The following is a 26,718-nucleotide window of genomic DNA, read 5'->3' on the forward strand; positions in this document are numbered from 1 at the left end:
TTGTTGATTGATTTAGCTTTCTGAACTAATTTAACTATTTTGGCTATTTGAATCTAAATCAGCTTTTGTTCGGCTTAATTTCAGCCAACCTTCTCGAATTACCTGTTTTCCAGAGAATACTGCATTAGGCTCTGGTTGGGCAATATTTTCAGAAGATACTACTAGCCATTCCTCTTTTTCTTTTTCTAACCAAGACCATTCATAACCTTCTTCGTCTGGTAAAGGTAGAGATATTTTCTTATCCAAACTAGTTGTATCCCGCAAATTTTTCAGAGGGTTAAGAATAGGACTAGAGAGGAAACTAATTTCTATCTTTGCCAAAGCATCCTTATATTTATCCGGGGGAATATCAATGGCTTTCGTGGGCAAGATTCCGCAGGTAGCATGAACTTTTCCTCTGGGGTCAATCAGCATAGTAAACGTTTGGGCGGGAGCTTGTACATTAATATCAATATGCCAAGCGTTGTCTGGAACATGCAATTTAATTCCAGAATTATCAACACCATCTGCATCACTTTCGCAAGCGTAAAACACCTGACTTAAAGTATCTTGTTCCTCTAACCAATAGCCCAATAAACCATCGTTTAATTGCTTATATTCTCCCAGACGGACGGGAATTTGAACTTGGTCAAAATCATCTGTTGTTCTAGTATTTCGTCTCAAGTCATGCCAAAATACATCCCAATCTTGATTAATTCTAGGAAGCCCTTGTAATTCCAGCTTAAGAGAAGCTCGAACTACTGCGATCGGTCGTCCCATTAACAGTGCTAAATCTTGATGTTGGGCAAAATTTTCCGGTTCAATATTCTCTAAACCGTTATCTAAAGCACTAATAAAACTTTGGAGAAAATCTCTATTTCCATCGTTATTACTAGAGATAATATGGTTGACTAATTGCCTTAAATGTGTGTTTTCAATATCAGCAACTGCTAAAGGCAAATCCTCTCCTGGTGCAGACTCCCATTTAGCCTGCTGACTAACATTATTAATCGAACCCAACGCTTTACCTTGGTGATCGTAAATAGCAAGGCTATTATCCAAGTAATTTGCAAGTATCCAGCCACAAATAGGAGTCGTCACTGGATGAGTATTCATTTCTTGTTCACCTTGATTTGCTGACAACCAACGAAAATTTAAACGAGTCGGTTGGACGAAACGCAGAGGTAAAGATACTAGATAGGAACTTCCTGGAGTCGTCATTTGTTCGGTGGTGATAATCTCACTCACATCTAAATCTTGCACTTGTCCAAAAGTATCCACTAACCGCAAGCGCAGAATTTTCATCGCCCCGGAACGAATCGGATTAAAATCATTTAAAGGTTCCGGCGCACTACGAATACTATTTTTGACAGCGTTTCTGATCGCTTCCGTAAACGGTTGGTAGTCCGCAAATCCCAAGGGGTCAGCAATGGGTAATTGTAAGGTTTGTTTGTGCATTAACAAAGCTTCATTAAAGCCACCTAAAGATTGAGCTAAACAATAAAAGTCTTGAAGAGTTGAATAAGCTCGAATTGCTGTATAAATGGGGTCTTTAGCTTGTTCTGACGCAGATAAGTTAGAAAAAGAAAAATTAGAGTTATCTATTTTATAGACTGGCTTATTTCTATACCATTGTTGGATTTGCTGAATTTCTCCTTTGATTTCTTCACTCTTGTCTAAGACAGGTGAACGTGGCTTATTCTCATATACTTTCTTAAGTTTCTGATCTAAAGCAGGTGAAGGGGGCTTGTTGTGATACCAGTCCTGAAGTTTTTTGAAATAATCTTCTTTTCCTGTCTGTGACTGTTTCAGTTCCCAATAGTCATCCAGTAATTCTTTTTTGAAATAAACCTCTAACTGTTCGTTAAGCTTAATCCCTGCATCGGGTGTTAAAATACTGCGACCACTATAAACGTTAGCCACTTTCACAATAGCTCCCTTTCCTGACTGTAAAGAAAGGTCGGGTTCATTTTCCTTGAGAATATAACTATTGGTTATATACTGAGCGTCGTATTTATTGTCGCTAGTGATGTGATTACTTCCCTCGCGGATGGGAAAGACTTCCACTTCCCATTCCAGTAAAAAAGGATGCCAAGGTTGTTCTTCCCAGGTACTAAAAGCAATATGCTCCCCGGTTTGGTTCTTTTCTATCTCATCAATTGCCTTGCTTATAGCCACAAAGCTATCTCTACCAATTAAGGTAGTCACATTCTGTAAAATTTGGCATTCTAGTAAACCATCCTCCCGCAATCGTCCATCCTGTCCATGTCTGGGAGACGGTTTCACTCCTTCACCCGTCATCAACAAAACAGGCTCTTTGGGTTGCCAGTAACGCGGACTTGATATTTGCTTGAGGGTGTAAGTTACCTTAGCTTCTTTTATCTCTTTTTTTTGATTGAGATCTGTTATTTTTTGGAGTAACTGATTAATTGCTGTAGCTAAGATAGAAGCTATAGAGGTAGAGGAAGACTCCCCAGCAGAAGCACTTGTAATCTCGCCGGAATTATTCCCTGACAACAGCAGATTTCCTGTCTCTGTCAGTTTTGCCTGCAAAGGTATAATTCCCTTCACCTGAATAAAATGTTTGACTAAATCAATGTCGGGATATTGATCCGAGCTTCCTTCCGGCGGATAGGCACTCAGCATATACTTGTACCAATCTGCAAAAAGTTGCCGACGCATTGACTCAATTTCGTACAGCGCGCCATCATATTTTTGCTGAGAGAGGTTAAGCTCATCAAGTCCGTTGGCTATGTCATCAGGTAAGGTCAGCTGCGTCTGATTATGAGCATCCTCAGCATTAGCCGTTGTTGTCCCTACAGTTTCTGAGCGAATTGTCCACAGCGTGCCTGTACCAATACTATTAAAGCCTTTCTCGTGTCGCGCCTCTTTTAACTTGTAAGTCATATCTAACCGACTATTTTCAAGGCGAGAAGACAAGAGCAAGGCTTCTAACTGATCTTCGATGATGGATTTGCGATCGCGATCAATGTATTTAGCTAGATACGCCGATAATGCCTCTGTACCCGTATTACCAACAGTAACCTTTACAGAATTTGTCTGGTTATCGTTATTGTTTACGATGTTAAATTTTAAGCGGGCGTAGCAAATAAAACCAATGGATTCTGGAAATTTCTGATTTGCGTCAAGATTTACTTTCCACTTAAATTGTTGTTCTATGAATTTTTGATCGATACTGGGGGTTTGATGTCCCTGCTGAGAGAGAGTATTTCTCAGTGTTTCTAGAAAAGCTTGTAAATAAGTTTCTTGTGCGTCACTATACCAACCAATAACTTCGTACTCTAGTCCATCAGGAATTGCGGCAGTATAGTCATCATCATGAAACCCAAAAACACTATGACAATTAGGATAAAAAGCTGCAAAAGTTGGTTCTCCATAACCAACTGCTGTCAGTGGCTTTCCTGTTATTGAATCTAAATAATTAGAGCTTAATTTATCCTCATTTAACCAACTTTCCAGGGGTAATTTGCGCCCTAAGTAGCGAAAAGGTTGAGCTTTGGCTACTGGATAGGCAATACTGCCCACTTGTCTTCCTTCATCTTCAGGATAAACGTAATCACTCTCTACAACCCATTGCTTTTCAATCTGATTATTACTAGTGCGAGTGACAAGCCAACGATTGGGAACTGCTGGAAAGACTGTTTTTGTAACACTCTGAGGTTCTTGAGAACCATCTCTATCTTTAGTTTGAATCCCTTTTGTCAAAGCATCTGGTAAAGACCAATGCAAGTGAATCCCTGCTTTGAGATACAGATTCTGATTTTGAAAAGGCGGAGAAACAATTTCCTCGCTGATATTGGCAATAGAATTTATATCGCGCTTATTCTTATCTAAATAAGGGAGGCGGCTAAAATCTGCCATAGCCTCTACCACCAGGCGATCATTTTTCAGATACAAGGCATCCAAATGGATGGGAACCATTAAAGAATTTTTCACTAATTTGCACCTGTCAACTGTGATTTTTTCTTAAAAAGAGTATTTGGCACTTACTCATAACAAAAATTATTGCTGAACCTCATATCTGCAATATTTATTCAACAAAAAATAAATTAATAGTTAAAGCCATTAACTAAATTTCGTATTTATGCAATGCCTATTACCAATAGAAAATATAGAGATTAAAAAACTGAACTTAAGCCTTATCTAAAGCAGCTTTATTAATTGTTGGCTGCATAATTTTTTTATTTATATAGTGAATATTGCACTAAGGTGAGATTAAATCTAGAAAATTCATAATTATTTTAGATTTATAGGACTTCCAATAAATAAAGAAATTAATCAATAAAAACCAATAAGTTATGTGAAATCAATAATAGTAATCATTTTTATAAGAGCAGAAAGGTGTTGCCGACGCCAACACCTTTCTCCTGGTTAAATATTCATGAAAAGCTTTGCACTCAGAGTAAAATTCAAGTGCATGGTAATAATTAAATAGTCAAGATATTGTAGCTCTGGTAAACTCTCCTCACAGCTAGTTCTTATGTACTAAATATGTCGGTTTCATTCAGATGTGACAGTTCTGGGTGCGGAAGGTGGGTATCTGGCGATTGGGCTTTTAGCTTTTGCATAATATTTTCAAAGGCTGCACCCAATCACTTAGTTTATTGACTAAGAATAGGGCGATCGCTCCCGCGATTAATGGTTCCATATGCTACTTCGGTAAGCAACTACACAATATGCTACCAAGTTTCATTGTTAAATTCCGGAAACAGATTACTGTGTGTGGAAGTATGTAGTGATGAAGTGAGGATGTTTACACAAAAAACGGGTTTTAATCATATGGTTAAAACCCGCTTTCTTGGCTAATATTGCAAAATTTTTCAAACTAGCTTCATAAATACTAATTGCGTTATTGGGTTTCCATCCACGCAATACATTTGTGCATTTCTTTTTTCATGGTTTCTGCGTCTGCGTGATATCTCCGTCCATGACCTGGAAGCACCCACTCAAAAGTATAATTAGCCAACTTCCGCATTGATTTCATTAATTCTGACCAAGAGTACCAACAATAATTACGGAAAGCAATTAACCGGTTAATATCATCATCCCAAGCCAGATGATCCCCAGTAAAGAGAAACTTATTTTTGTATAGCAAGACAGTATGTCCTTTACTGGTCACCATTAATATTTTGGGGGCGACGCAGATTTAAATTAGCCATATTAAGCCAGTTAATTTATATAAAAGGTAATTCAGCCTATATGACTACACTAACAAATGCGATCGCTATTAAGTTTCAATCTTCTGATATAGTCTCTCTGAGAGATTAACAACTTCTGACTCAACAGTCAGCAATGTATTGTATGAGTACAGCTTTATCGGTGTACATCTGTGTTAATCTGTATAAGTTTTTTTCTGATAATTTTATGCACAACAACCAATACGAACAACAATACAAACAACAAGTAATTGATTTTTTTAACAGCAGAACTAGTTACGACAATGATTACACTATTCGTCGCACTCTACCTTTATTAGAGTTAGTTAAATTAAAAAAGGGACAAAAAGTATTAGATATAGCAACTGGTACAGGTATCATTGCTATCCCTATTGCTCAAATTGTTGGTTGTGAAGGAAAAGTAATTGGAGTAGATTTTTCTTCAGGAATGCTTGAACAAGCCCAACGTAAAATAGATGAGTTAGGCTTGCAAAATATAGAACTAATTGCAGCCGATGCAGAGTATATAAACTTTGATGATGAAAGCTTTGATGTCATTCTTTGTTCTACAGCAATAGTCTACTTTATAGATATTTCTGCTGCTTTACACAAATGGTATCGTTTTCTGAAACAAGGCGGTATTGTTGGTTTTTCTGCTTGCTCTCAGGAATCATGTGAAGCACCACTCATCATTGAAGTTTGTGCTAAACATGGTATTTCACTGACAAACATTAACGAGCCAACAGGAACTCCCCAAAGGTGTCAAAATTTGCTCCGAGAAGCTGGTTTTAAAGATATTCAAGTCAAAAGCGAACAATTTGGTTTTTATCGGAGTCTTGAGAAAGCTCAAGAATGGAATGGAGGATGGTTTCATCCTAGAGAAAATCCCTTATTACAGGTTTCTGCGGAGCAAATGCAAAAATTACAAGTAGAGTATCGTCAACAAATAGAAGCAATGGCAACAGAGCAAGGTGTTTGGTATGAAAATCTGACCATTTTCGCAACTGGTCGTAAATGATTAATTGGGTTAACACGAGCAATATTGCGCCAAGAAATACAGGCTTTAATTAACTTTCCAATTGATTCAACCAATCAGCCAAATCAGTTTCATTAGAAAAATCAAATAAAGCTTCGCCTAAATTTTGTAATTGGGCAAATGATAATGCTTGAATTTGGGTTTGTAATTCAGAGCTAATTGCACCAAATCGACGACGTAATTGACGCATCAGTAAATTTAATGCTTCTTGTCTTCCGTGTTCAATACCTTCTTGGAGAATTTCTTTATAAATGACAGACTCTCTCATTTCTTGTCTCCTAAAAAGTTGATGAATTTGTTCTGGCTCGAATACTAATCCTGCGAGCAGTTGTGTACATGCGGAGATGCTTTGCTTAATCGCTGTTTCTTCTATCATACTCACCTGAAGTGCAACCTGTTCAAGTAAGGTTTGAGGCGAATTTGTTTTGGCTAAAGTTGCTAATGGTAATAAACCAGGAGATGCTAACAATGGCTCTGGGTCTTGCTCCCACATGCGGATGACGCGGTAGCGGTGGGAAGTATTGGGAGCGGTAAAAGGTATTATCGTAAGCCACTTGATGAATATTAATGTGTATCAAAATACATTATTCATTAAAACCGCATTTGAAAATTGAAGATTTTGTATAATTTGTTCTTATTTTTATAAACAAAATTAATGGATAATTATATTAATGTCAGCCCTATTAAATCTAGCTAGAGGATTCAAGATGAGTATTTTACGTCAAATGGCGTTGAGTGCTTTTTTTGCTCTTTTCTTAGCAGCTATTCTTGGTGTCGTGAAGAATCAACCTTCTTTGGCGGCTTCGGCGGGTATAGCTGCTGGTGTGTGTGGACGCGCTCTTTCTGCAATTAAATAATTTAAATAAAAACCGGGTTTTTCACAACCCGGTCTAATTCCAGTGAGCTACATTTCAGTTCACTAAATGTAACTGACTGACCACAAAACTAATTGCATGATGGGTAAGAGGAAGACTATCAATTACCATACCCAGACACAACAGCATCATGTAAGAAATGGAAAAGAGAAATAATCCTCTGGCTAAATTACGATCGCTTGGATTATGCAACAATTGCCAAGCTTTGTAAATAAATACTCCACCTAAATATAGCGCGCTCGCACCATAAACAAATCCTGTTTGCTGCAAAGGATAAATTAGCATCAGTGTGGCTACGACTGTGATTAAGGTATACCACCAAATCTGACGCACAGTCGCCTGATTTCCAGCAACTACTGGTAGCATTGGTACACCAACTTTTGCGTAATCCTCGCTAATCATCAAGGCTAAAGCCCAGAAGTGAGGCGGTGTCCATAAAAAGACAATTGCAAATAATAACCATGCTGTCCAGCTTAAACTACCAGTAACAGCCGCCCAACCTACCAGTGTCGGAATCGCTCCTGCGGCTCCACCAATGACGATATTGAGGGTGCTATGACGCTTTAGCCAATGAGTATAAACTAAAACATAAAAAACTATGCCAGCCATAGCTAGGGAAGCAGCTAACAAGTTGGCAAATACTGACAATAGGCTAAAGGAAAGAACAGCTAGAGCGATCGCAAAAATTAGAGCATCACGTGACTGTATCCTACCAGAAGGGATGGGACGATGACGGGTGCGCTCCATCTCATAATCTATATCCCGGTCATAAATACAGTTAATTGTCTGGGCGCTAGCAGCGGCTAAAGTGCCACCAAACAGAGTTACTAGCAACAGCAGTGGATCTACTTGTCCCTTGGCTGCGATCCACATACTGCCAGCTGTGGTAATTAACAGCAATGGGATAATTCTGGGTTTGGTTAGTTGGTAATAGCTTTGCAGAACCTGTAAAAACGATTCATGCTGCTTCGAGACATTAGTCTCAATCATCTTGGCACTAATTCCTTAATGTTCAATAATTTGTATGCTGTTGCTATTAGTCAGTTATCAGTAGCTCTTTTTGATAACTGATAACTGTTAACTGTTAACTGATTAACTTGGAAGTGGATTGGCAGTTTCAGTATTTGTGTCAACGTTCATACTGCGGCTTACTGCCCAATCGCGTAATGACAGAACAGTGAAAACCACCAGAATTCCTAGTAAAATTGCCCCTATAGCTTGGTGAGAGACAGTTAGTGGTTCGACTTGGAGATGTAATCGAAAAGTAGCAAATCCTACAACTAGTTGTAAAAGCAATAATCCACCAGCCATGTTTGCTAGTTTGCGTAGGGCTGGGTTGAGTGCTGGTGTACGCCAAGCCATAAATACCAGTACCAATATTGCCAGTGTTGGCGGGATCAAGCCAAAGATGTGACTATACATCACATTACAAAGTTCGTAACCTCCAAAACATTGGTGTAGCGCCCAGCGAGAACCGACTAAAGCGCCGAGAAGACTCTGTACGTAAATCAGAATAGTGGCAATTAAACCTATCCAAGGCAATTTACCAACAGTTCCGGTGGCTTGATAGGGAGTGAGTGCAGTACCAATCACTAATAGAGTACAGAAAAATACTAAAGCTGTTCCCAAGTGAGCAGTCACTATATCAAACCGTAACAGTTCAGTAACAGTGAGTCCACCTAACACGCCTTGGAAGATAATTAAAAATAGAGCAAATATGGATGCCCAAGGTAGCCACTTGGGTAAAGAGCGACGATTCCACCAAGATACACCCACGAGTGCGATCGCGCTGATCCCAATTAATGACGCATCCAATCTATGAAACCATTCCAGAAACACCTGGAAATTCATTTGCTTGGTTGGTACTAGTTTACCGTAGCACAAAGGCCAGTCTGGACAAGCCAATCCTGCATTCATGACGCGGGTGGCGCTGCCGATCGCCATCAAAATCAAAGTGGCTACACACATTCTCCACACCCAGCGCCGAATTCGATCCTTGGGATTTTGCTGTTGTTCTACGGTCTCTACATTTTGTTGTTCCAGAACAAATTCGCTCATGAAAGATACCTTTGACTTGCTCTTCGTGAGCCACAAAATTTCAAACGTTTACCAGCCGATTTGGACTTTATAGAGATTGTCCATGCCATCCATCCAGAGGCTTGGGGATTTTGAATTATCGATACAGGAGTTGTGACTTGGTTGAAACGTCGTTCCCAAAATCTAAAATCCAAAATCTAAAATCCAAAATCCAAAATCTAAAATTCACATCTCCACCCTAGCTTATGAAAATTGGGGTGAAAGTTCGGCTCTCACTTATACTTTGAAGCACCTTGGTTACTTTGCGCCTAAGCTTTAGGTATTTTTCAAGTTGTTGACAACAGACTCCTAGAGATACTTCTAGCTTCAGAAAAGTTTTCTGTTAATTTGCATCTAACCTCCGACATATCCAACCAATACATTCTGTTGAGGATTGAAAAATCAGCTTAAAAATTAATAATGATTTTACTTTCTAGGACTCTATCTCCTGTAGGCTGGACTACCGTAGTAAGTGAGCAGTTCCGTCTAAGTAGTAAAGTCATTAACTTTATCAACCGTGAAAATTCCAAGTTCAATCTGGACATTACTTATTGGCATCGTCCTGACACTGGCCAGCCTCTGGTATGGTCAAAATCATGGTCTATTACCTACCCAGGCTTCCGATGAAGCTGTTTTAGTGGATGGCCTGTTCAATGCAATGATGATCGTATCTACAGGTATATTTTTAATTGTAGAGGGTGTTTTAATATACGCAGCCTTCAAATATCGCCGACGTGCAGGTGATGATACAGATGGTCTGCCAGTGCATGGCAATGTGCCACTAGAGATTCTCTGGACAGCGATCCCCGCGATTATTGTCATCGGTATCTCTGTTTACAGCTTTGATGTCTACAATGAGATGGGTGGCTTTGATCCCCATGCCATTCACGACGCACCCATGACCCCCCAAGCAATGAACATGCCAGGGGCAGCCATAGCAGCAACATTGACCGATACACCTGGCAGTGATCAACCCAACCTCAATCAACAAAAATCTGATGAGGCAATGCAAGATCCAGCCACCGCAGCAGTTCGCAATGCTGACCAAATTCCGCAAAAACAGGATGCTCCCGGTGTTGGCAGTGTTGCCCCCACGATTGGTGCTAGTCGGGAAAACCAAGGCAAACCACCAGAACTTGTGATTAATGTCACAGGTTTACAGTATGCTTTTATTTTCACTTACCCGGATACAGGAATTACTTCTGGTGAGTTACACGTTCCCATTGGGCGGGAAGTGAAACTAAATATGACGGCTAATGACGTCATCCATGCCTTCTGGGTGCCAGAATTTCGCCTCAAGCAAGACGTGATCCCCGGTCGGCAAACAGAAATTCGGTTTACACCCAAGACAGAAGGCGATTATGCTGTAATCTGTGCAGAACTATGTGGCCCTTACCACGGTGCAATGAGGACACAAGTCATAGTAGAAAAACCAGAAGCCTTTGAAAAATGGGTACAAGAACAGCAGGTTGCTAGTGTCGAAACTCTCAACCAAGCAGTTGCTGTTAACCCAAGCGAACTATCCGCAGCTGAATATCTTGCCCCATACACTCAAGACATGGGAGTTCAGCCAGAAATGTTACATCAACTTCACAAATAGTCAAGAGTCCATTGTCAAAAGTCCATTGTCAAGAGTTATTTACCATTGACCATTAACCATTGACTATTGACCATTGACCATTGACCAAAAAACTTATGACACAAGCACAGATACAAGAAACAGCTAATATCCCTGCTGAGGCAGACGAACCAGGGATCAGAAAATGGTGGGAATTCTTTACCTTTAACACCGATCACAAAGTCATTGGTATTCAATACCTAGTCAGCACTTTCATCTTCTACTGTATTGGTGGGGTGATGGCTGATTTGGTACGTACCGAACTCCGAACTCCCGAAGTAGATTTTGTGACTCCCGAAGTCTACAACAGTTTGTTTACTCTGCACGCCACAATTATGATTTTCTTGTGGATTGTGCCTGCGGGTGCAGGTTTTGCCAACTACGTGATGCCACTGATGATTGGGGCAAAAGATATGGCATTTCCTCGCCTCAATGCTCTAGCTTTCTGGATGATTCCCCCAGCAGGTTTGATGCTGATCGCCAGTTTAGCTGTAGGTGATGCTCCAGATGCAGGTTGGACTTCTTACCCTCCTCTGAGTTTGGTAACAGGCCAAGTGGGTGAGGGAATCTGGATTATGAGTATTTTGCTGTTGGGTACATCGTCGATTTTGGGGGCGATTAATTTCCTCGTCACCCTCTTGAAAATGCGTACCCCTGGGATGGGTTTCCATCAAATGCCCTTGTTCTGCTGGGCAATGTTGGCAACTTCAGCCTTAGTACTGGTATCTACACCTGTGTTAGCAGCAGGCTTAATTTTGCTGGCTTTTGATTTATTCGCAGGGACAACATTTTTTAATCCTACTGGCGGTGGTGATCCGGTTGTTTACCAGCACATGTTCTGGTTCTACTCTCACCCAGCTGTTTACATCATGATTTTGCCCTTCTTTGGGGTGATTTCTGAGGTGATCCCCGTTCACTCCCGGAAACCGATTTTTGGTTATAAAGCGATCGCCTACTCTTCTTTGGCAATTAGCTTTCTGGGTTTAATTGTGTGGGCGCACCACATGTTTACCAGTGGTATCCCTGGTTGGTTGCGGATGTTTTTCATGATCACAACAATGATCATCGCCGTACCCACAGGTATTAAAATTTTTAGTTGGCTAGGAACTATGTGGGGTGGTAAACTCCGCGTTGATCGTAGCGCTTTACTGTTTGCGATCGGCTTTGTGGGAACTTTTGTGATTGGTGGTATCAGTGGCGTCATGTTGGCAGCAGTACCTTTTGATATCCACGTTCACGACACCTATTTTGTAGTTGCCCACCTGCATTACGTTCTGTTCGGTGGTAGTGTTTTGGGTATCTATGCTGCTTTCTACCACTGGTTCCCAAAAATGACGGGACGGATGCTCAACGAATTTTGGGGTCAAGTTCATTTTGCTTTTACCATCATTGGTTTGAATATGACTTTCTTACCCATGCACAAACTCGGATTAATGGGTATGAATCGTCGTGTTGCTCAGTATGATCCCAAATTTGCCTTGATCAACGAAATCTGCACCTATGGTTCTTACATACTCGCAGTTTCGACTTTACCTTTTATTGTCAATGTGATTTGGAGTTGGATGTATGGCCCCAAGGCTGGTAACAATCCTTGGAAAGCTCTAACTTTAGAGTGGATGACTGCTTCACCTCCAGCATTTGAGAATTTTGACAAACCTCCAGTATTGGCTACTGGCCCCTACGACTACGGTTTGGAAAAAGCTCAAGAAGGCGTACCTTTATCTAGTTCTGATCCAACTTTGTCAGCAGGCCCAAACTCAGTTTTACGCGCCAATCCCGACGAACCCTATCCATCGATCGCAGCTGAAAAAGGCGAAATTTAAGTTTAATAATGAATTATGAATGATGAATCCTGAATTCATTGTTCATAATTCATAATTCACAATTCATAATTTAAAAAAGATTCATGAGTCAAACTATTGACCCAGCAAAAACAGCCCTAAATTATCATCACGCAGCAGAAACTGCTCACCACGAAGAACATCATGACTATCGCCTGTTTGGACTAATTGTATTTCTAATCGCCGAAGGGATGATTTTCATGGGCTTGTTCGGAGCCTATTTAGCTTTTCGTTCGACATTACCTGCTTGGCCACCGGAAGGTACGCCAGAATTAGAACTATTGCTTCCCGGTATCAACACCATAAATCTAATTGCAAGCAGTTTTGTCATTCATAATGCTGATACCGCTATTAAAAAGAATGATGTCCGCGGTATGCAAATGTGGTTTGCAATTACCGCGATTATGGGGATCATTTTCTTGGCGGGACAAATGTATGAATACTTCCACCTGGAATTTGGTCTGACAACTAATTTGTTCGCCAGTGCATTTTATGTTTTGACTGGTTTCCACGGTTTGCACGTGACGATTGGTGTTTTAGCAATATTGGCAGTGTTGTGGCGATCGCGCAAAAAAGAACACTACAGTAGTGAAAAGCACTTTGGGATTGAAGCTGCTGAAATTTATTGGCACTTCGTAGACGTGATTTGGATAATCTTATTCGGATTATTGTATATACTGTGAGTATTACTTTTTACTCCATTACTTTGATGACCTTAACCCCCGATTGGGGGTTTTTTATTTCAGGTGGTTTCATACAAAGAAATAAAAATTAATTAGTCCCTTCCCACCCAGGGATATTTATGTTAACGAACCACATAAACGCCCTAGCGTTTTCCCGTAAGGGTAGGACACAAAGGACGCAAAGAGTTTAAGAAGTTGATAGGGATTGGTAATTTTGATTCCATCACTTGAAATCTCAAGTTGATTTCATCTATCGGATTTGTGAAATTAATGTTCAAAATTAAAGTTTTTTGGGAACTATATAACTACAGGTCTTTCGTCTATGGTAAATCGTGATCAATCAAAAACTTTACGGAAAGATTCTTAAGAATCTTCAACTTTACCGGGAAGCACAAGAAATTGGCTTCGACTACATTGTTAACCCAGTAAGTGGTGAACTACATCGTGTTAGTCTTAATAGGTTTTGGGGTTCTCATAAAATTCAATATTCAAACTTGGATGATTTCATCGGTATTGTGAATTTGGGAGTCTTACCAATTCACAATTTACCCAGTGGAACAGAAGTTCCGATTTTTGATCTAAATACTGGTGATTATATTGGGACATTTATTCTCAATAAATGCGGACATTGCTTTCCAGATTAATTCAGAAGGCACTTATGCTGAGGGCAGAGGGCAGAAGGAACCCACGTTTAAAAACGTGGGATTGAAGCAAGGACGCCGTTTTTCCTCGCGCTATGCGTCTCGAAAAACATCTTTTTTTAAATGGGCTTTAAACCCATAACTAAAGTTTTTTTTCAGAGGGCAGGAGACAGAATGCCTTCAGCATAAGTGCCTCCTGCCCTCTGCCTTTCTTTGTAATAAACCGCCACTAACTAAACTAATAATCTTGATTAGCTGTAGATACCAAAGCTTTTATTTAGATAAAGTGATAGTTTTTTCTGCCTTTAAAATATTTAATTTTCCGTATTGTAATACTGAATGGAAGGAGCAGAATAGCAATAAATAATACAGACTAAATTTCTCTTATTCTAAGTGATGACGAAACTCTTAACCTCTTCACTCTACGGGATATAAACTAAGCATTTTGTAAATATTATCTAGGAAAAAGTTATATATGGAAGTACTCAAAAATATTCAGGCTTTTCTCAAAGTATTAACGAAATCTGATATTGTTAATGATGCTGTAACTTTAAGTCAATATATATGGAATCACTTTACGAAGGACTATGATTCCAGCTACTCTGACAATAATCCAGATGTAATTGCCAAAACGCTGCACAGAATGAATAATGGTTCTGCTCCTCGAATTGCATTAGTTGGTATGACATCGGCTGGAAAGTCTAGTTTAATAAATGCACTTTTTGGTCAATCAATCGCGGAAGTTAGGCGAACTGCTGACACTACAAGTTGCGTTATTAAAGCAGAATTCCCTAGTGGTTTAATTATTTATGATACACCTGGAATTGGAGGCAATGAGGAGTTTGGATATGAAAACATTACTAGGTTATTTTTAGGAATATCTCAAGAAGAAGATGCGAAAGAATTTGAATTTGTACCCTTTCAAGAGACATTAAATGAAATAGTTGAATTGTCTACTGAACAATTGAGACAATCGCCACTATTAGATGCTGTTATTTTAGTAATAAATATATCACGAACTTTAAACAAATATGAAAAAAAGGCATTTAAGTCTTTCTTTTTTGAGCTTAAAGATCGGTATCAGGCACGTATTATCGTAGCTGGTACTCATATTGACGAACTAAATAAACTAACCAATCAGGAAAAACGAGAACAGCTAGAAAGTTATAACAGAATCTTTGACAATCAGATCATCCCAATTTCATCTGTTTCTGGAGAGGGATTAGCAGAAATGGTTATTAATCTCTTTCGCATAATGCCTCACAAAGTTTCGCCCGCAAAGCTCCAGGAATCATTAACAAATATTAGAAAGTTAAATCGTCTTCAGTTTGTAATTGCTGAATCAAGTAATTTACTAGCAGAAATCATATTACTCAGAGGAGATCAAGAAGATGATATTAAGGCATCATATTTATGGCTGTTTGCATATAAGTGCAAACAATACTCTGTTGACGAAGAAACATGGTTAAAGTGTAATGGAGATGCTTTTAAAATAGGAGATAAGGCTAAACAAAAAGGAACTGAACTACGCAAAATTCCCTATACTCCTAAGAACTTTTTGCACATAATACAATCATTTTTTGGAAAGAAATTTGAAAGAGAGGTTTTAATACATAAACGTATAGGAGTAGATGGACTTCGAGAACTAATGCCAGGCGTGTACAAACTTTTATATGGATTTGCTGAGATTGATAGTCTGGAACTATCCAATGAGGCAATCCAATTGAAAATAAATAATAAAGCTATAAAAATTAAATATCTTGTACAAGAAAATAAAGTAGAAGAGATTGCTGACCAAGTTGCAGAAATATTAGAAGAATTACTCGCTGTCTACGTAAAATAGTTTAAGGTGTCCTGTGCAATGCATACGGTAAAATGGCTCATCTAGTGTAAGGATATTTTCAGCTATTTGGCGTGACAGTTTCTCTAGCTTTCAGCAATCATCAAATCAACGCCATCACTCCAGCAGGCGAACCAGAACCATCTTTTAATCTCAAAATCCCAATCACCAAAGTTACACCTTTGGGCGGTAACTGATCTAAATTCGTAAGATTTTCTAGAACAATACGTGGTTTCTCTAATACTAAATAGTTGGTGGTAAAAGTAGTATCTTGCCCAGAATCCACACCATGTGTATCAATTCCAACTCCAGTAATGTGACGCTCATGCAATAGAAACTCAGTTGCATCACTACTAAAACCAGGAAAATGCATATTTCCTTGAGAATCTGGGTTCATAAAAGCCGTGCGATCGCACCACTTTTCCTGCCATCCTGTGTATAATAAAACCACATTTGCATTAGTAATTTCCCCGTATTGCTCTTCCCACTCCAAAATATCAGCAACATTGAGAGTATAGTCCGGGTTAATTCTTACTTGCTCTTGAATATTAATGACTACCGCAGGTACAACTAGCGATTCTGCGGAATATTGATCAATGCCAACACCAGCATGATCAAAACTTTTTGGAGCATTAATATGAGTAGCGCTGTGTTCACCTAAAGAAAAGCGTCGCAGATAATACCCATCTTTTTCTATTTCTGCAACAGTCTCAAATTCCACCGTAGGATCACCCTCCCACTGAGGAATATCAGTATATATAACATGACTCAGATGAATGACTCGTGAATAAATTATAGTTTTTGATTGAATAATTTTGTGTCCCCCCACACTACCTTGTCCCCACCTCCTACTCAACCTCTCCAACGTCACCTCCATTACCGCATTCGTCTGCCCAGTAACTGTAAACACCAGTGCTTCGCGGTATACTCTTTGTGCAGGATGATGTAAATAATTGGCAGCACCGCTAGAAACGGTAACAGCTGCATGAGCAATGCGTGTTGCTAAATCAATTGCCCAGGCTCGTAGTTGTAGTTTTTCTGACAATTGTATATTAGTATTCTTCTGTGCTTGACGAATCGCAGTGCGACATTGATTTAGTTCTTGTTGAAAAGTTGTCAAAGCATAAGCGATCGCAGGCAATGATTTTGTCTCTACGGCGGACTCTATAATATCTAAACCAGCTAAAGCGCAACCTGTAGCTAAAAAGGTGGCACGGAGGACATTATTTTTATCGTTTTCATGAATCCATCCAGCTGGTTTAATGGAAACTACGTACTCTTCTGTTAAAAAGTAACTACTCAAATTAGCAGCCACGGTATTAGTTGATGTCATCGCTGCTAACTGTGCTGGTGAAGTAAATGTGATTTTGCTTTCTGAATTTTGCTGAGTTTCCTGAAAAGGAACAACACCGAAAACAGCACAGCCATCCGGAAGCGTAGCAGCAATAATAAAATCATCAAATATTCCCCACCCAGTCACCCAAGGTACGACCCCATCTAATTGATATCCTCCTGGAACTGGTTTCGCTACCGTTAATGGTTCGCCTACACGTCGCAACTGCGAAAAACCAATACCGAGTAAAACTTCACCCTTACTTATACGGGGTAAATATTCTTGCTTCAAACTCAAATTACTGCTAGCAACTAGCATCGCAGCAGCGCTTTGGTGTTGGGTTTGCAAAAAAGCTAAAGCACCAGAGTAGCGTGCTACCAGTTCTTGAAATTTATGAAAAGTGTCTTCACTAACTCCTTTCCCACCCCAATTTTGGGGAATACGTAACGCCAGCAAACCCAAATCTCCAAGTCCTCGCAGCGTCTGCATAAGTGTATCGGGGTCGCTGTCTATCTGATTAGCTTTAGCTGCAACTGAGTTGAGCAAATAGGAATGAGCTATTTCTAAAACAGAATGATTTTCCTCTGGTAACACTTGGCGATCGCAATCCATTAGCTTTTGCTAGTTTAGCAAAAATCAGGAAGTGGAAACTGAGGGCAACGGAAGAGGGACAAGGAGGACACGGGAGACAAGGAGGACAAGGGGGCTATTTCTTTGTGTTAGTTTTCCCCACACTCCCAGACGCTTCAAACAGCGCGTCTCTACTCCCTTGTCTCTTCCCAATGCTCGATCCCTTTTCCCCTTATCCCCAGAGGGGACCCCACCTTCCCCTTTCCCTGATCCCCTTTCCCTTTTCCCTGATCCTCGCTCCCAAAAAAGAATCCCTCCAAATCCTGTAAACCAAAGATTTTAGAGGGTTCAAATGTTGCAGCAAAAAGTGAATTAGTAATAGGGTAGCAGCTTATAATTTATCTTTTGACTCAGCTTTAATTAAATTTACGTAAAAACCCTAAATAATTTGCGTATACTACGACAACTTTAAAGAGAAAGAAAATACTTAACTAGCTGTAAAAAATTGTTTGACTCTTGTTGTGGAATGACAAAGATGAACTCAGTATCTTAAATCTAGTGTTGAAATACACTTTGATTTATCCTTGATGTTTTTTAAAATAAACTGTAATTTATATTCAATAATATAACCGTGTATTTATTTATAAACTGAATTTAGTTTATTTATACCTCAAAACTAATTTGACAGATCATCACTCAATACGCTTTCGAGTTAATTTGATTTATGAGGATTTATTTTTATTAGACAAACTTGTTTATGAATCATTCTTCGCAGCCTGGACAAGAATCTTCTGCGATCTGGTCTAACCTGCTTCAACAATTACTAGAACGTCAGTCTCTCTCTCGCCCTCAAGCAGCAGAATTGATGCAAGGATGGCTAAGTGAGGCTATTCCCCCGGAATTATCAGGGGCAATTTTAGCTACACTACATTGCAAAGGCGTATCTGCTGAGGAATTAGCGGGAATGGCTGGAGTCTTGCAATCTCAGTCTCTTAGAGGACAAGGAGGACAAGGAGGACAAGGAGGACAAGGAGGACAAGGAGGAATTTCTCTTTCCCAATCCCCTTTCCCCGATCCCCAATCCCCTTTCCCCGATCCCCTCATCGACACCTGCGGTACTGGAGGAGATGGAGCATCGACATTTAATATCTCTACAGCTGTTGCTTTTGTGGCTGCTGCGAGTGGTATACCTGTTGCGAAACATGGGAATCGTTCGGCATCCAGTCGTGTCGGTAGTGCGGATGTGTTAGAGGCTTTGGGTATAAATTTGAGCTGTTCTAGTGAGAAGGTAGAAGCAGCAGTCAAAGAAGTGGGAATTACCTTTTTGTTTGCTCCTGGTTGGCATCCAGCCCTCAAGTCGGTTGCTGCGTTGCGGCGGAGTCTCAAGGTGCGGACAGTATTTAATTTACTTGGACCTTTGGTAAATCCTTTACGTCCTACAGGGCAAGTAATTGGGGTATTTGATCCCAAATTATTAACAACAATTGCTCAAGCCTTACAATTACTGGGTACACAAAAAGCGATCGCCCTACACGGAAGAGAAAAATTGGATGAGGGTGGTTTGGGTGATATTACTGATTTGGCTGTATTATCGGACAATGAAGTCACATTAACTACAGTAAACCCACAGGAGCTAGGGTTAACCCCTGCTCCAATTACAGCACTCGTGGGTGGTGATGTCCAAGAAAATGCGGACATATTGAAGGCAGTGCTACAAGGTAAGGGGACACAAGCACAACAGGATGTAGTAGTATTAAATACAGCCCTAGCGCTACAAGTGGGTGGGGCAATCCCATTATTGGATCACGCTAAAGGTGTACAATTAGCTAGGGATATTCTTCAGAGTGGTGCGGCTTGGGCGAAGTTGGAACAGTTAGTCCAGTTTCTACAGGATTGAGTTGCCCAGAGTAAGATGGTGGACGAAATTCTATCACATCACGCTTGATGGTGATCTCATAGTCACCAAAAAAATCGTGTCCTAAAAGTCCGATTTCTAATTCTGTTCCAGCGATCGCCACTGGAATTTTTTTGGTTGTCAACCCACCAACTTCCATCGAATTCACATAACCAACGGGAAATTCCACCGCTTTTGCACTGGCTGTGTTTGCTTTGGCTCTCCCAAAAGGTACTATCCCCAAGGTATTTGCCATACCTTGGGTAATGACTGTACCACTTGCTCCCGTATCCAAAATCATCTCAAATTGTTGCTCGCCATTAAAAGTGACATCAATAATTGGTGTCCCCCCAACTCGTCGTTTAATTGGAGCGACAAACACCACAGGTTGATTGGGCTGCTGTGTAGTGGGTGCTACAAATACCTGTTGTTGGTTGTTGGTTAGTGGTTGTTGGTTAGTGGTTGTTAGTTGTTGGGTTTTTTGAAGAATTGCTGGTTTAGCAGAAGGTTGAGGAACTACAAGCACTATCCTGGAAGGTTGTTGTTGTACTTGTTTTGTGACTTTTGGTGGTGGTTCCTTGCTCAAGAAAGCTTGCTGTCGAGCGTATTTAATCCGGCGTTGATATTGGATGATCTTGTCTTGAGCGCTGGGGAAGTAGGTACTTTGCCGATCTACTTGTTTCATCAACGCGATCGCATCTTCATACTGGCTAACTACTAAATTCCAATCTTCTGTTGATTGAGCAGATTGACTGATAGTATCAGCGCTAGCTGCTTTATCCAAGCCTAACTCAAAAGTATCGGATTGGATTTCCGAAGCTTGGTATTGCTGTGGTTGTGGAGTTATTGTCGGTAATGGTGTGTTTTCACCAGAAGCGATCGGACTCTTTTCTACAGCTTCTGGTTGTTGTTGCTGATGATCCACAACAGCCTGTTTGTCTTCCCGACAAGCAACAGCAAAAATCGCCAGTGTGCTGGAAAGAAATATTAGCGTGGCTTGGGATAACAAAGACTGAAGCATAATTGTTTAGAACGCATACCTTCCCCTATACCCAAGATACTTTGGAATCATGCTCATATCCGAATTCAATAAAAGATGCACTATATCAATGATAAATTCATGGGATAATAATTCTTCGCTGTGGACTGGTCATTGGGCATGGGGCATGGGGCATTGGGCATCGGGATTGGAATAAATTCTTCCTTGTCTTCCTTGTCCTCCTTGCCTCCCCACACCCGCTACACTTCCCACACTCCCTGCTCCCTTGTCCCCGATCCCCGATCCCCGATCCCCGATCCCCGATCCCCGATCCCTTTTTTCGACCTAACAGCCTATGGCCTTATTTGACGTAGTACCTGCCTTACTTGTTCTTGCCGACGGAACCACTTATCGCGGTTGGTCTTTTGGTGCTACAGGCACTGCCATCGGAGAAGTAGTATTTAACACCGGTATGACAGGATATCAAGAAGTCCTGACTGATCCTAGTTACTGTGGTCAGATAGTAGTTTTTACTTATCCAGAATTGGGTAACACAGGTGTAAATCCAGAGGATGAAGAATCAGATCGACCCTATGTCCGGGGAGCGATCGCGCGCAATATTTGTACTCGACCGAGTAATTGGCGATCCTCGCAATCTTTACCAGACTACCTCAAACAGCACCAAATACCAGGCATTTACGGCATAGACACCCGCGCCTTAACCCGGAAAATCCGCATTTTTGGAGCCATGAATGGCGGCATTTCTACAGAAATTTTAGACGAAGCAGAACTGCTAGAACGGGTATTAGCAGCTCCTGCGATGAATGGATTAAATCTTGTCCGTGAAGTGACTACCCAAACGGCATATGAATGGTCACAAACCACTGATCCCCTTTGGGAGTATAACCCAGAAGCAAAAACTAATTCTGAAGAAACTTTCACCGTTGTGGCTCTAGATTTTGGGATCAAACGTAATATTTTGCGCCGTCTAGCAAGTTATGGGTGCCGAGTTATTGTTGTTCCAGCCCACACCCCCATAGAAGAAATTCTCAAATATAATCCAGATGGGATTTTTCTCTCTAATGGTCCTGGTGATCCCGCCACTGTCACCGAAGGTATTGAGACTGCGAAAGCTTTAGTGTCATCTCAAAAACCAATTTTTGGCATTTGCATGGGACATCAAATTTTGGGTCATGCACTAGGAGCAGAAACCTATAAACTAAAATTTGGGCATCGTGGCTTGAATCAGCCAGCAGGTTTACAAAAACGGGTGGAAATTACAAGTCAAAACCATAGTTTTGCCATTAACCCAGATACCCTACCTCAAGCAACTGTAGAAATCAGCCACCTAAACCTGAACGATCGCACTGTCGCTGGATTACGTCACAAGAATTTACCGATATTTTCTGTGCAGTACCATCCAGAGGCTTCTCCTGGTCCTCACGACGCTGATTACCTGTTCGAGAATTTTGTGCAAGCAATGCGCGCAGATCGTCAAACAGCAAACAGTTCTAATGAGGTAAAAATAAAGTAAAAATGGAGAAAGTGCGAGACAGTGAACAGTAAACAGTGAACAGTGAACAGTTTCCTTTTGCTGTTAACTGATAACTGAATAACTGGTAACTGGTAACTGATCTCCAATGTAGACAACATCTACCAAAACCATCTATACTTGAGCGTTCATTATGAATATGAGGAGGGAATTATTGCTGAACCACTAAACCTAACCGTTAGCCTGAGAGGTACTCGTGAAGTCCGGGATAACTGTCAGCTATTCCGCCTCACAGGTTTGTTAGACGCGTTTTCGGAACCGACGTTCCGCAAAGTATTAGGAAGCAAGATTGACGAGGGTCCTAAGCACATTATTCTGGATCTCTCACAAATCGACTTTGTTGATAGTTCCGGCTTGGGTGCTTTGGTGCAACTAGCCAAGCAGGCGCAAAATGCCGAAGGTACTTTGCAAATCGTCACTAATGCCCGCGTAACTCAAACAGTCAAGCTTGTCCGTTTAGAAAAGTTTCTCATGCTGCAAAAATCAGTCGATGAAGCTTTAGAAAACGTCAAGAACCCTTCTTGATAGCTTGACTGTGCTGATAAAATTAGCTATCCGATGTTCAATCTGGATAGCTTAATTTTTGTAATAAGTTAGTTTGGTTTTTGATTGTTGATTGTTGGTGTTTAACTCTTGACAAATGACAAGTGACAAATGACAAGTGACAATCCCAAAAAAACTATAAAGAATGAAAATTAGGTAGTTCACAATCTCAAAGTTCATTCTAATCTTAAAATAAAGCTGGTCTAGTGGGAGAACACTGAATCTGCTTAAAAAATGCAGCATCCCAAACCCCCCAAATATAGTCTTCAAGGAATGATGAGCTTGTGAAATCAAAGGAGGAAAACTTATTGAATGAACAAGGTGAATCTGGGGTCTTAGATTCGTCTTGTTGGGAATTGATGCGAACAACTGTAGAAAATTTATTCCCACAGCACACTGACCAAGCACAACTACAACAACTTTCTCCAGTTGCTCTAGCATATTTGGGAGATGCAGTATACGAACTTTATGTTAGGATGTATTATCTGCTGCCGCCGCAGCGAAGCGAAAGTTATCATCGTTTGGTAGTGGCGCAGGTCAGGGCAGAAAAACAAGCGCTGCATTTGCGATCGCTTATTCCTCATCTGCGTCACAGCGAATTAGAAATAGTCCGACGGGGCCGTAATGCTGCCACAGGACGTCCTAAACGGCTAAACCCGGAAATATATCAACAAGCAACTAGCTTAGAGACTTTAATCGGCTATCTATATCTTACTGATTACCTACGTTTAACTGAACTATTGCAACAACTGCAATTAGAAAAGTAGTGAGAAAAACAACCTCATAAAAATAGAATTGCTTATTATTTATGTTCGATATATGGTGTGAGGTTATGAGTTTAGACTGAACTATGACAGCTTGTGGACACCGAAAAAGGTCGTCATCGCTAAATCCAAGCAAAAAAGTTTTATGATTTTTGAGTTTTTAATAATCGGACGCCCACTTGTAGGCACAACCCAAACAATCCCATGGCAAACAACACGAAAAAAATTATCACTTCTGGTGAAAGGAACCGGGGACAAACCCTAAAATTAAAGGGCAAGCGCGTTATTCCTAATATTGTTCGCACTTCCACTAAAAAAGTGGAAACACCAAACACCAAACAACAACCACAGGATAAAGCACCAGATGATGCACAAGACAGCGATCTGATCTACGGTCGCTATCCAGTCTTGAGTGCATTGGAAAGTCAACGCTTACTGAACCGGATTTGGATTACTTCCCGCCTGCGCTACGATCACCGCTTTCACTCTTTGATCTTACAAGCCAAGGACAATGGCACAATCATTGATGAGGTAGAACCCAAGCGCTTAGACCAAATCACTGAGGGGAGAAATCACCAAGGTATCGCAGCACAAATTGCTCCCTATACCTACATAGAATTCCACGAGTTAATCGAAAGCGCCAAATCCGTAACCAATCCAGTCATAGTTGCTGCTGATGGGATCACTGATCCCCATAACTTAGGCGCAATTATTCGGACAGCAGAAGCGATTGGCGCTCAAGGGTTGATTATTCCGCAACGACGAGCATCTGGGATCACTTCCACAGTCATGAAAGTAGCAGCAGGTGCTTTAGAACATTTTCCAGTTGCGAGAGTCGTGAATCTGCACCGTGCTTTGGAAGAAATGAAAACAGCCGGCTTCTGGATTTATGGGACTGCTTGTGAAGGTAGCGAACCAATACAAACAGTAGATTTTAATGGTGCGATCGTTTTAGTAGTTGGATCTGAAGGAGAAGGTCTCAGTTTGTTGACACAACGTTGCTGTGATGTTTTAGTGTCAATTCCCTTACAGGGTAAGACTCCTAGCCTAAACGCATCAGTTGCAGCGGGGATGGCCTTGTATGAAATTTATCGCCAACGGTGGGAAAAAAATACCCTACATTTCGATAAACTACAAAAAACCACTTGGAAAAACGGTAGTAACAGAGTATAAAGAAATGTAAAGCACACAACTACAACAAATCTTTAAGACCCAATACAACGTTAATAAACTGGCGCAAACCATGAAAACTATTTGGGAACAATCTAGGGAATTTTTCGCTAATGCATTCGATACTTTGGGATTGGCTTGGTGGATAGAAATTGTTACACAGAATCCCAAATGTACATACTACTTTGGACCGTTTTTAAGCTCAACAGAAGCAAAAGCAGCTGTTAAAGGTTATGTAGAAGATTTGGAACAGGAAGGCGCACAAGGAATAGCTATAGATGTAAAACGTTGTAAACCAGAGGTATTGACAATTGCTGAAGACCTGGGGGAATTGACTGACCGCAAAGTACAGCCTGTCTTTAGCGGTCAAGTGTAAATAAGGCTGGTCAAGAGTCAAATATCAATCACCGAGCTATATTTGGATTTTTGATTTTGGATGATCTCCATAAGTGTTTTTCTCACAATCCAAAATCTAAAATTTAAAATCCAAAATTCCCTGACCATTGACTAATGACAATTGACTATTTCTGGATGCGCCTCCAACCAATGATCAATATCGCTCAATACCTGATTGGGGACTTCCCACGGGAAAAGATGAGCAGTATTGGTGTAACACTGCCATTGGCAATTTTGTAAGTGTCGGGCTGTCTCTATACTAGAGTCGGGTGTGATGTGCCGATCTTGAGAACCTGCCATAACTAAAGCAGGACACTGAATTTGCTCAAGGTCAGCAAGGCGATTGTAACCTGCTTTGATTGCCGTGTAGAGAGTACGAGTTGCAGACGCTGAGGTTTGTAAATAAGCCGACACAGCATCTTTGGCTAGGTATTTGTAGGTAGTGGGAGTATGTTGTTGAATGAGGTAGCGAAATAGCGATCGCTTACCAAATGTCTCAATATTCCACTCCCAGCCCGGTTGGATTAAATTCAAGATAGAGGCAACTCCGGTATAAAAATTATCCTGCCAAGTTATCGGTGGATGGTTTCCCCTCGGTCTAGCAGCAGTTGCTACCAAAATTAACCCAGTAACGCGCTCAGATAACCGGAGTGCCAATTCCATAGCCAAAATGCCACCTAGCGACCACCCTAATATCAAGCATTTTTCTATCTGCAATCGGTCTATAAGGCTCTCTAAGTCATTTAAATGGTCACTCATGACAAAATTTCCATTAAACCGACTTTTGCCATAGCCACGGAGGTCTGGGGCAACAGTTTGGAAGCGTTGAGAGAGGTGGTCGGTAAAAACAGAAAGACTAGAACCATGACCAGGATGACCATGTAAACAGAGGATGGGGAAGCCCTGACCTTGAATTTGGACATTCAGGGATATGGCTGGGGAACTTTGGAAAACAGAGCGATCGCCCATGATTCTTAGCCTTTTTTTTTATACAGATTTTTCTATATACCCTCCAGCATAATTAATAACGCACATTTGCCTGTATGTGGAGTGAATTCCAAAAGCCACTCCTGAAACTTTAAAATTTGGGTTAAAAATATTTATGCGATGACCGCGATCGCTCACTCCATCATCAATAATTAGCTGCATGACAATATCTTGGGCTGTGTGCGAACCGTAGCTAATGTTCTCACCAGCAGTAATTTTCCAACTTCCATAGCGATTCAGACGTGTAAAGGGATCACTACCATCACTTCCATCATGACCTGTTGCACCTTTAGCACCTTGGTCTTTAACATGATCCCTGGCTGCTAGAGACATACCTTGAGATGCACTCAAAGCACCCACAGGACGAACCGAGTTGAGATAGGCGATCGCTTCATCAACAGCTGCTACACCTTCTTGAGTTTGTAAATAGACATTGTGAGAAATTCGGACTTGATTACCCACAAAGCGGCTTCTGTAATTTTTGAGTACAGTAACATAACTTTTAGGATCAGTCCTCGCCTTGTTCATTTCCACAATTACTTGTTGTTCTAATGGCGAAAGATAATTTCCTCGTTTCTGGGGATTAGAAGTTGTAACAGGAGTTTTTGTCGCTACAAAATCAGGCTGAAAGACTTGATTTGCAGAACAGCTTGTGATTATGGGAATAGAGGTAAATATCCAAGATAGCAGCCGATGCATTAATAACCTCAGAACTTAGCAGTGATGAGTCAATATATTTTGAGATCCACAGCAATAGAAAAACT

The 26,718-nt window shown here is 40.7% G+C and carries 21 protein-coding genes and 1 pseudogene; 13 read left to right on the plus strand and 9 right to left on the minus strand.

Translation table 11 applies throughout. From position 1 onward, the window contains the following. Positions 1-30: 30 nt before the first annotated feature. Together B4U84_RS13175 and B4U84_RS13180 are read right to left on the minus strand one after the other, a co-directional pair. A complete protein-coding gene (locus B4U84_RS13175; protein WP_242677619.1) occupies positions 31-3,936 on the minus strand; it encodes a hypothetical protein in 3,906 nt (1,301 codons plus the stop codon). A gap of 913 nt (positions 3,937-4,849) precedes the next feature. Continuing rightward, a pseudogene (locus B4U84_RS13180) lies at positions 4,850-5,113 on the minus strand (MBL fold metallo-hydrolase); the annotation flags it as partial. Between the two features lie 251 nt (positions 5,114-5,364). On the opposite strand from B4U84_RS13180, the gene B4U84_RS13185 reads away from it, so the two are divergent. Then, positions 5,365-6,174, plus strand: a complete 810-nt coding sequence (locus B4U84_RS13185; protein ID WP_131118401.1) for a class I SAM-dependent methyltransferase — start codon at positions 5,365-5,367, stop codon at positions 6,172-6,174. A gap of 49 nt (positions 6,175-6,223) precedes the next feature. On the opposite strand, the gene B4U84_RS13190 is transcribed toward B4U84_RS13185, so the two are convergent. Next, positions 6,224-6,685 carry a DUF4351 domain-containing protein gene (locus tag B4U84_RS13190; protein WP_242677620.1) on the minus strand — a complete coding sequence of 154 codons (462 nt, stop codon included), beginning with the start codon at positions 6,683-6,685 and terminating at the stop codon, positions 6,224-6,226. A 214-nt stretch (positions 6,686-6,899) separates the two neighbouring features. Between B4U84_RS13190 and B4U84_RS30595 the strand changes: the two genes are divergently transcribed. Next, positions 6,900-7,049, plus strand: a complete 150-nt coding sequence (locus B4U84_RS30595; protein ID WP_017312855.1) for a hypothetical protein — start codon at positions 6,900-6,902, stop codon at positions 7,047-7,049. Between the two features lie 54 nt (positions 7,050-7,103). Here the strand turns inward: B4U84_RS30595 and B4U84_RS13195 are convergent, their stop codons facing one another. Together B4U84_RS13195 and B4U84_RS13200 are read right to left on the minus strand one after the other, a co-directional pair. Then, positions 7,104-8,057 carry a heme o synthase gene (locus tag B4U84_RS13195; protein WP_131118403.1) on the minus strand — a complete coding sequence of 318 codons (954 nt, stop codon included), beginning with the start codon at positions 8,055-8,057 and terminating at the stop codon, positions 7,104-7,106. A 102-nt stretch (positions 8,058-8,159) separates the two neighbouring features. Beyond that, complete coding sequence (locus tag B4U84_RS13200) at positions 8,160-9,125, minus strand: COX15/CtaA family protein (RefSeq protein ID WP_131118405.1); 966 nt, start codon at positions 9,123-9,125, stop codon at positions 8,160-8,162. Between the two features lie 535 nt (positions 9,126-9,660). Between B4U84_RS13200 and B4U84_RS13205 the strand changes: the two genes are divergently transcribed. From B4U84_RS13205 to B4U84_RS13225, 5 genes are all read left to right on the plus strand, one after another. Beyond that, positions 9,661-10,743, plus strand: a complete 1,083-nt coding sequence (locus B4U84_RS13205; protein WP_131118407.1) for a cytochrome c oxidase subunit II — start codon at positions 9,661-9,663, stop codon at positions 10,741-10,743. A 95-nt stretch (positions 10,744-10,838) separates the two neighbouring features. Then, on the plus strand, positions 10,839-12,584 hold the full coding sequence (ctaD, locus tag B4U84_RS13210) for a cytochrome c oxidase subunit I (protein ID WP_131118408.1): 1,746 nt from the start codon (positions 10,839-10,841) through the stop codon (positions 12,582-12,584). An 83-nt stretch (positions 12,585-12,667) separates the two neighbouring features. Then, the gene (locus tag B4U84_RS13215) at positions 12,668-13,285 is read left to right on the plus strand and encodes a cytochrome c oxidase subunit 3 (protein ID WP_131118410.1); all 618 of its coding nucleotides are present in this window, start codon (positions 12,668-12,670) and stop codon (positions 13,283-13,285) included. Between the two features lie 332 nt (positions 13,286-13,617). Beyond that, a complete protein-coding gene (locus B4U84_RS13220; RefSeq protein ID WP_131118412.1) occupies positions 13,618-13,929 on the plus strand; it encodes a hypothetical protein in 312 nt (103 codons plus the stop codon). A 472-nt stretch (positions 13,930-14,401) separates the two neighbouring features. Continuing rightward, on the plus strand, positions 14,402-15,769 hold the full coding sequence (locus B4U84_RS13225) for a GTPase family protein (RefSeq protein WP_131118414.1): 1,368 nt from the start codon (positions 14,402-14,404) through the stop codon (positions 15,767-15,769). Between the two features lie 100 nt (positions 15,770-15,869). Here the strand turns inward: B4U84_RS13225 and B4U84_RS13230 are convergent, their stop codons facing one another. After that, positions 15,870-17,711: a cyclase family protein gene (locus B4U84_RS13230; RefSeq protein WP_131118417.1), complete on the minus strand. Its 1,842-nt coding sequence runs from the start codon at positions 17,709-17,711 to the stop codon at positions 15,870-15,872. Between the two features lie 715 nt (positions 17,712-18,426). Between B4U84_RS13230 and trpD the strand changes: the two genes are divergently transcribed. Continuing rightward, the gene (gene trpD, locus B4U84_RS13235) at positions 18,427-19,566 is read left to right on the plus strand and encodes an anthranilate phosphoribosyltransferase (protein WP_131118418.1); all 1,140 of its coding nucleotides are present in this window, start codon (positions 18,427-18,429) and stop codon (positions 19,564-19,566) included. Here trpD and B4U84_RS13240 read toward each other — a convergent pair. Beyond that, positions 19,496-20,584, minus strand: a complete 1,089-nt coding sequence (locus B4U84_RS13240) for a retropepsin-like aspartic protease family protein (RefSeq protein WP_017312845.1) — start codon at positions 20,582-20,584, stop codon at positions 19,496-19,498. The two genes, trpD and B4U84_RS13240, sit on opposite strands and share 71 nt — an antisense overlap. 313 nt (positions 20,585-20,897) lie before the next feature. Here B4U84_RS13240 and carA point away from each other — a divergent pair, with 313 nt between their 5' ends. From carA to B4U84_RS13265, 5 genes are all read left to right on the plus strand, one after another. Then, positions 20,898-22,076 carry a glutamine-hydrolyzing carbamoyl-phosphate synthase small subunit gene (gene carA, locus B4U84_RS13245; protein WP_131118420.1) on the plus strand — a complete coding sequence of 393 codons (1,179 nt, stop codon included), beginning with the start codon at positions 20,898-20,900 and terminating at the stop codon, positions 22,074-22,076. A 138-nt stretch (positions 22,077-22,214) separates the two neighbouring features. Continuing rightward, positions 22,215-22,619 carry an STAS domain-containing protein gene (locus B4U84_RS13250; protein ID WP_016858418.1) on the plus strand — a complete coding sequence of 135 codons (405 nt, stop codon included), beginning with the start codon at positions 22,215-22,217 and terminating at the stop codon, positions 22,617-22,619. Positions 22,620-22,921: 302 nt separating this feature from the next. Further along, the gene (locus B4U84_RS13255; RefSeq protein WP_131118423.1) at positions 22,922-23,404 is read left to right on the plus strand and encodes a Mini-ribonuclease 3; all 483 of its coding nucleotides are present in this window, start codon (positions 22,922-22,924) and stop codon (positions 23,402-23,404) included. Between the two features lie 201 nt (positions 23,405-23,605). Continuing rightward, the gene (gene rlmB, locus B4U84_RS13260; protein WP_131118424.1) at positions 23,606-24,574 is read left to right on the plus strand and encodes a 23S rRNA (guanosine(2251)-2'-O)-methyltransferase RlmB; all 969 of its coding nucleotides are present in this window, start codon (positions 23,606-23,608) and stop codon (positions 24,572-24,574) included. 70 nt (positions 24,575-24,644) lie between these two features. After that, positions 24,645-24,947: a DUF1816 domain-containing protein gene (locus B4U84_RS13265; protein ID WP_017312841.1), complete on the plus strand. Its 303-nt coding sequence runs from the start codon at positions 24,645-24,647 to the stop codon at positions 24,945-24,947. Positions 24,948-25,078: 131 nt separating this feature from the next. On the opposite strand, the gene B4U84_RS13270 is transcribed toward B4U84_RS13265, so the two are convergent. Together B4U84_RS13270 and B4U84_RS13275 are read right to left on the minus strand one after the other, a co-directional pair. Continuing rightward, positions 25,079-25,936, minus strand: coding sequence for an alpha/beta fold hydrolase (locus B4U84_RS13270; RefSeq protein ID WP_131118426.1), 858 nt, complete (start codon positions 25,934-25,936; stop codon positions 25,079-25,081). A gap of 18 nt (positions 25,937-25,954) precedes the next feature. Then, positions 25,955-26,653: a CAP domain-containing protein gene (locus tag B4U84_RS13275; protein ID WP_131118428.1), complete on the minus strand. Its 699-nt coding sequence runs from the start codon at positions 26,651-26,653 to the stop codon at positions 25,955-25,957. Positions 26,654-26,718 lie beyond the last annotated feature (65 nt).

Origin of the sequence: Westiellopsis prolifica IICB1 (assembly GCF_004323185.1) — a bacterium.
GTDB lineage: Bacteria > Cyanobacteriota > Cyanobacteriia > Cyanobacteriales > Nostocaceae > Pelatocladus > Pelatocladus prolificus_A.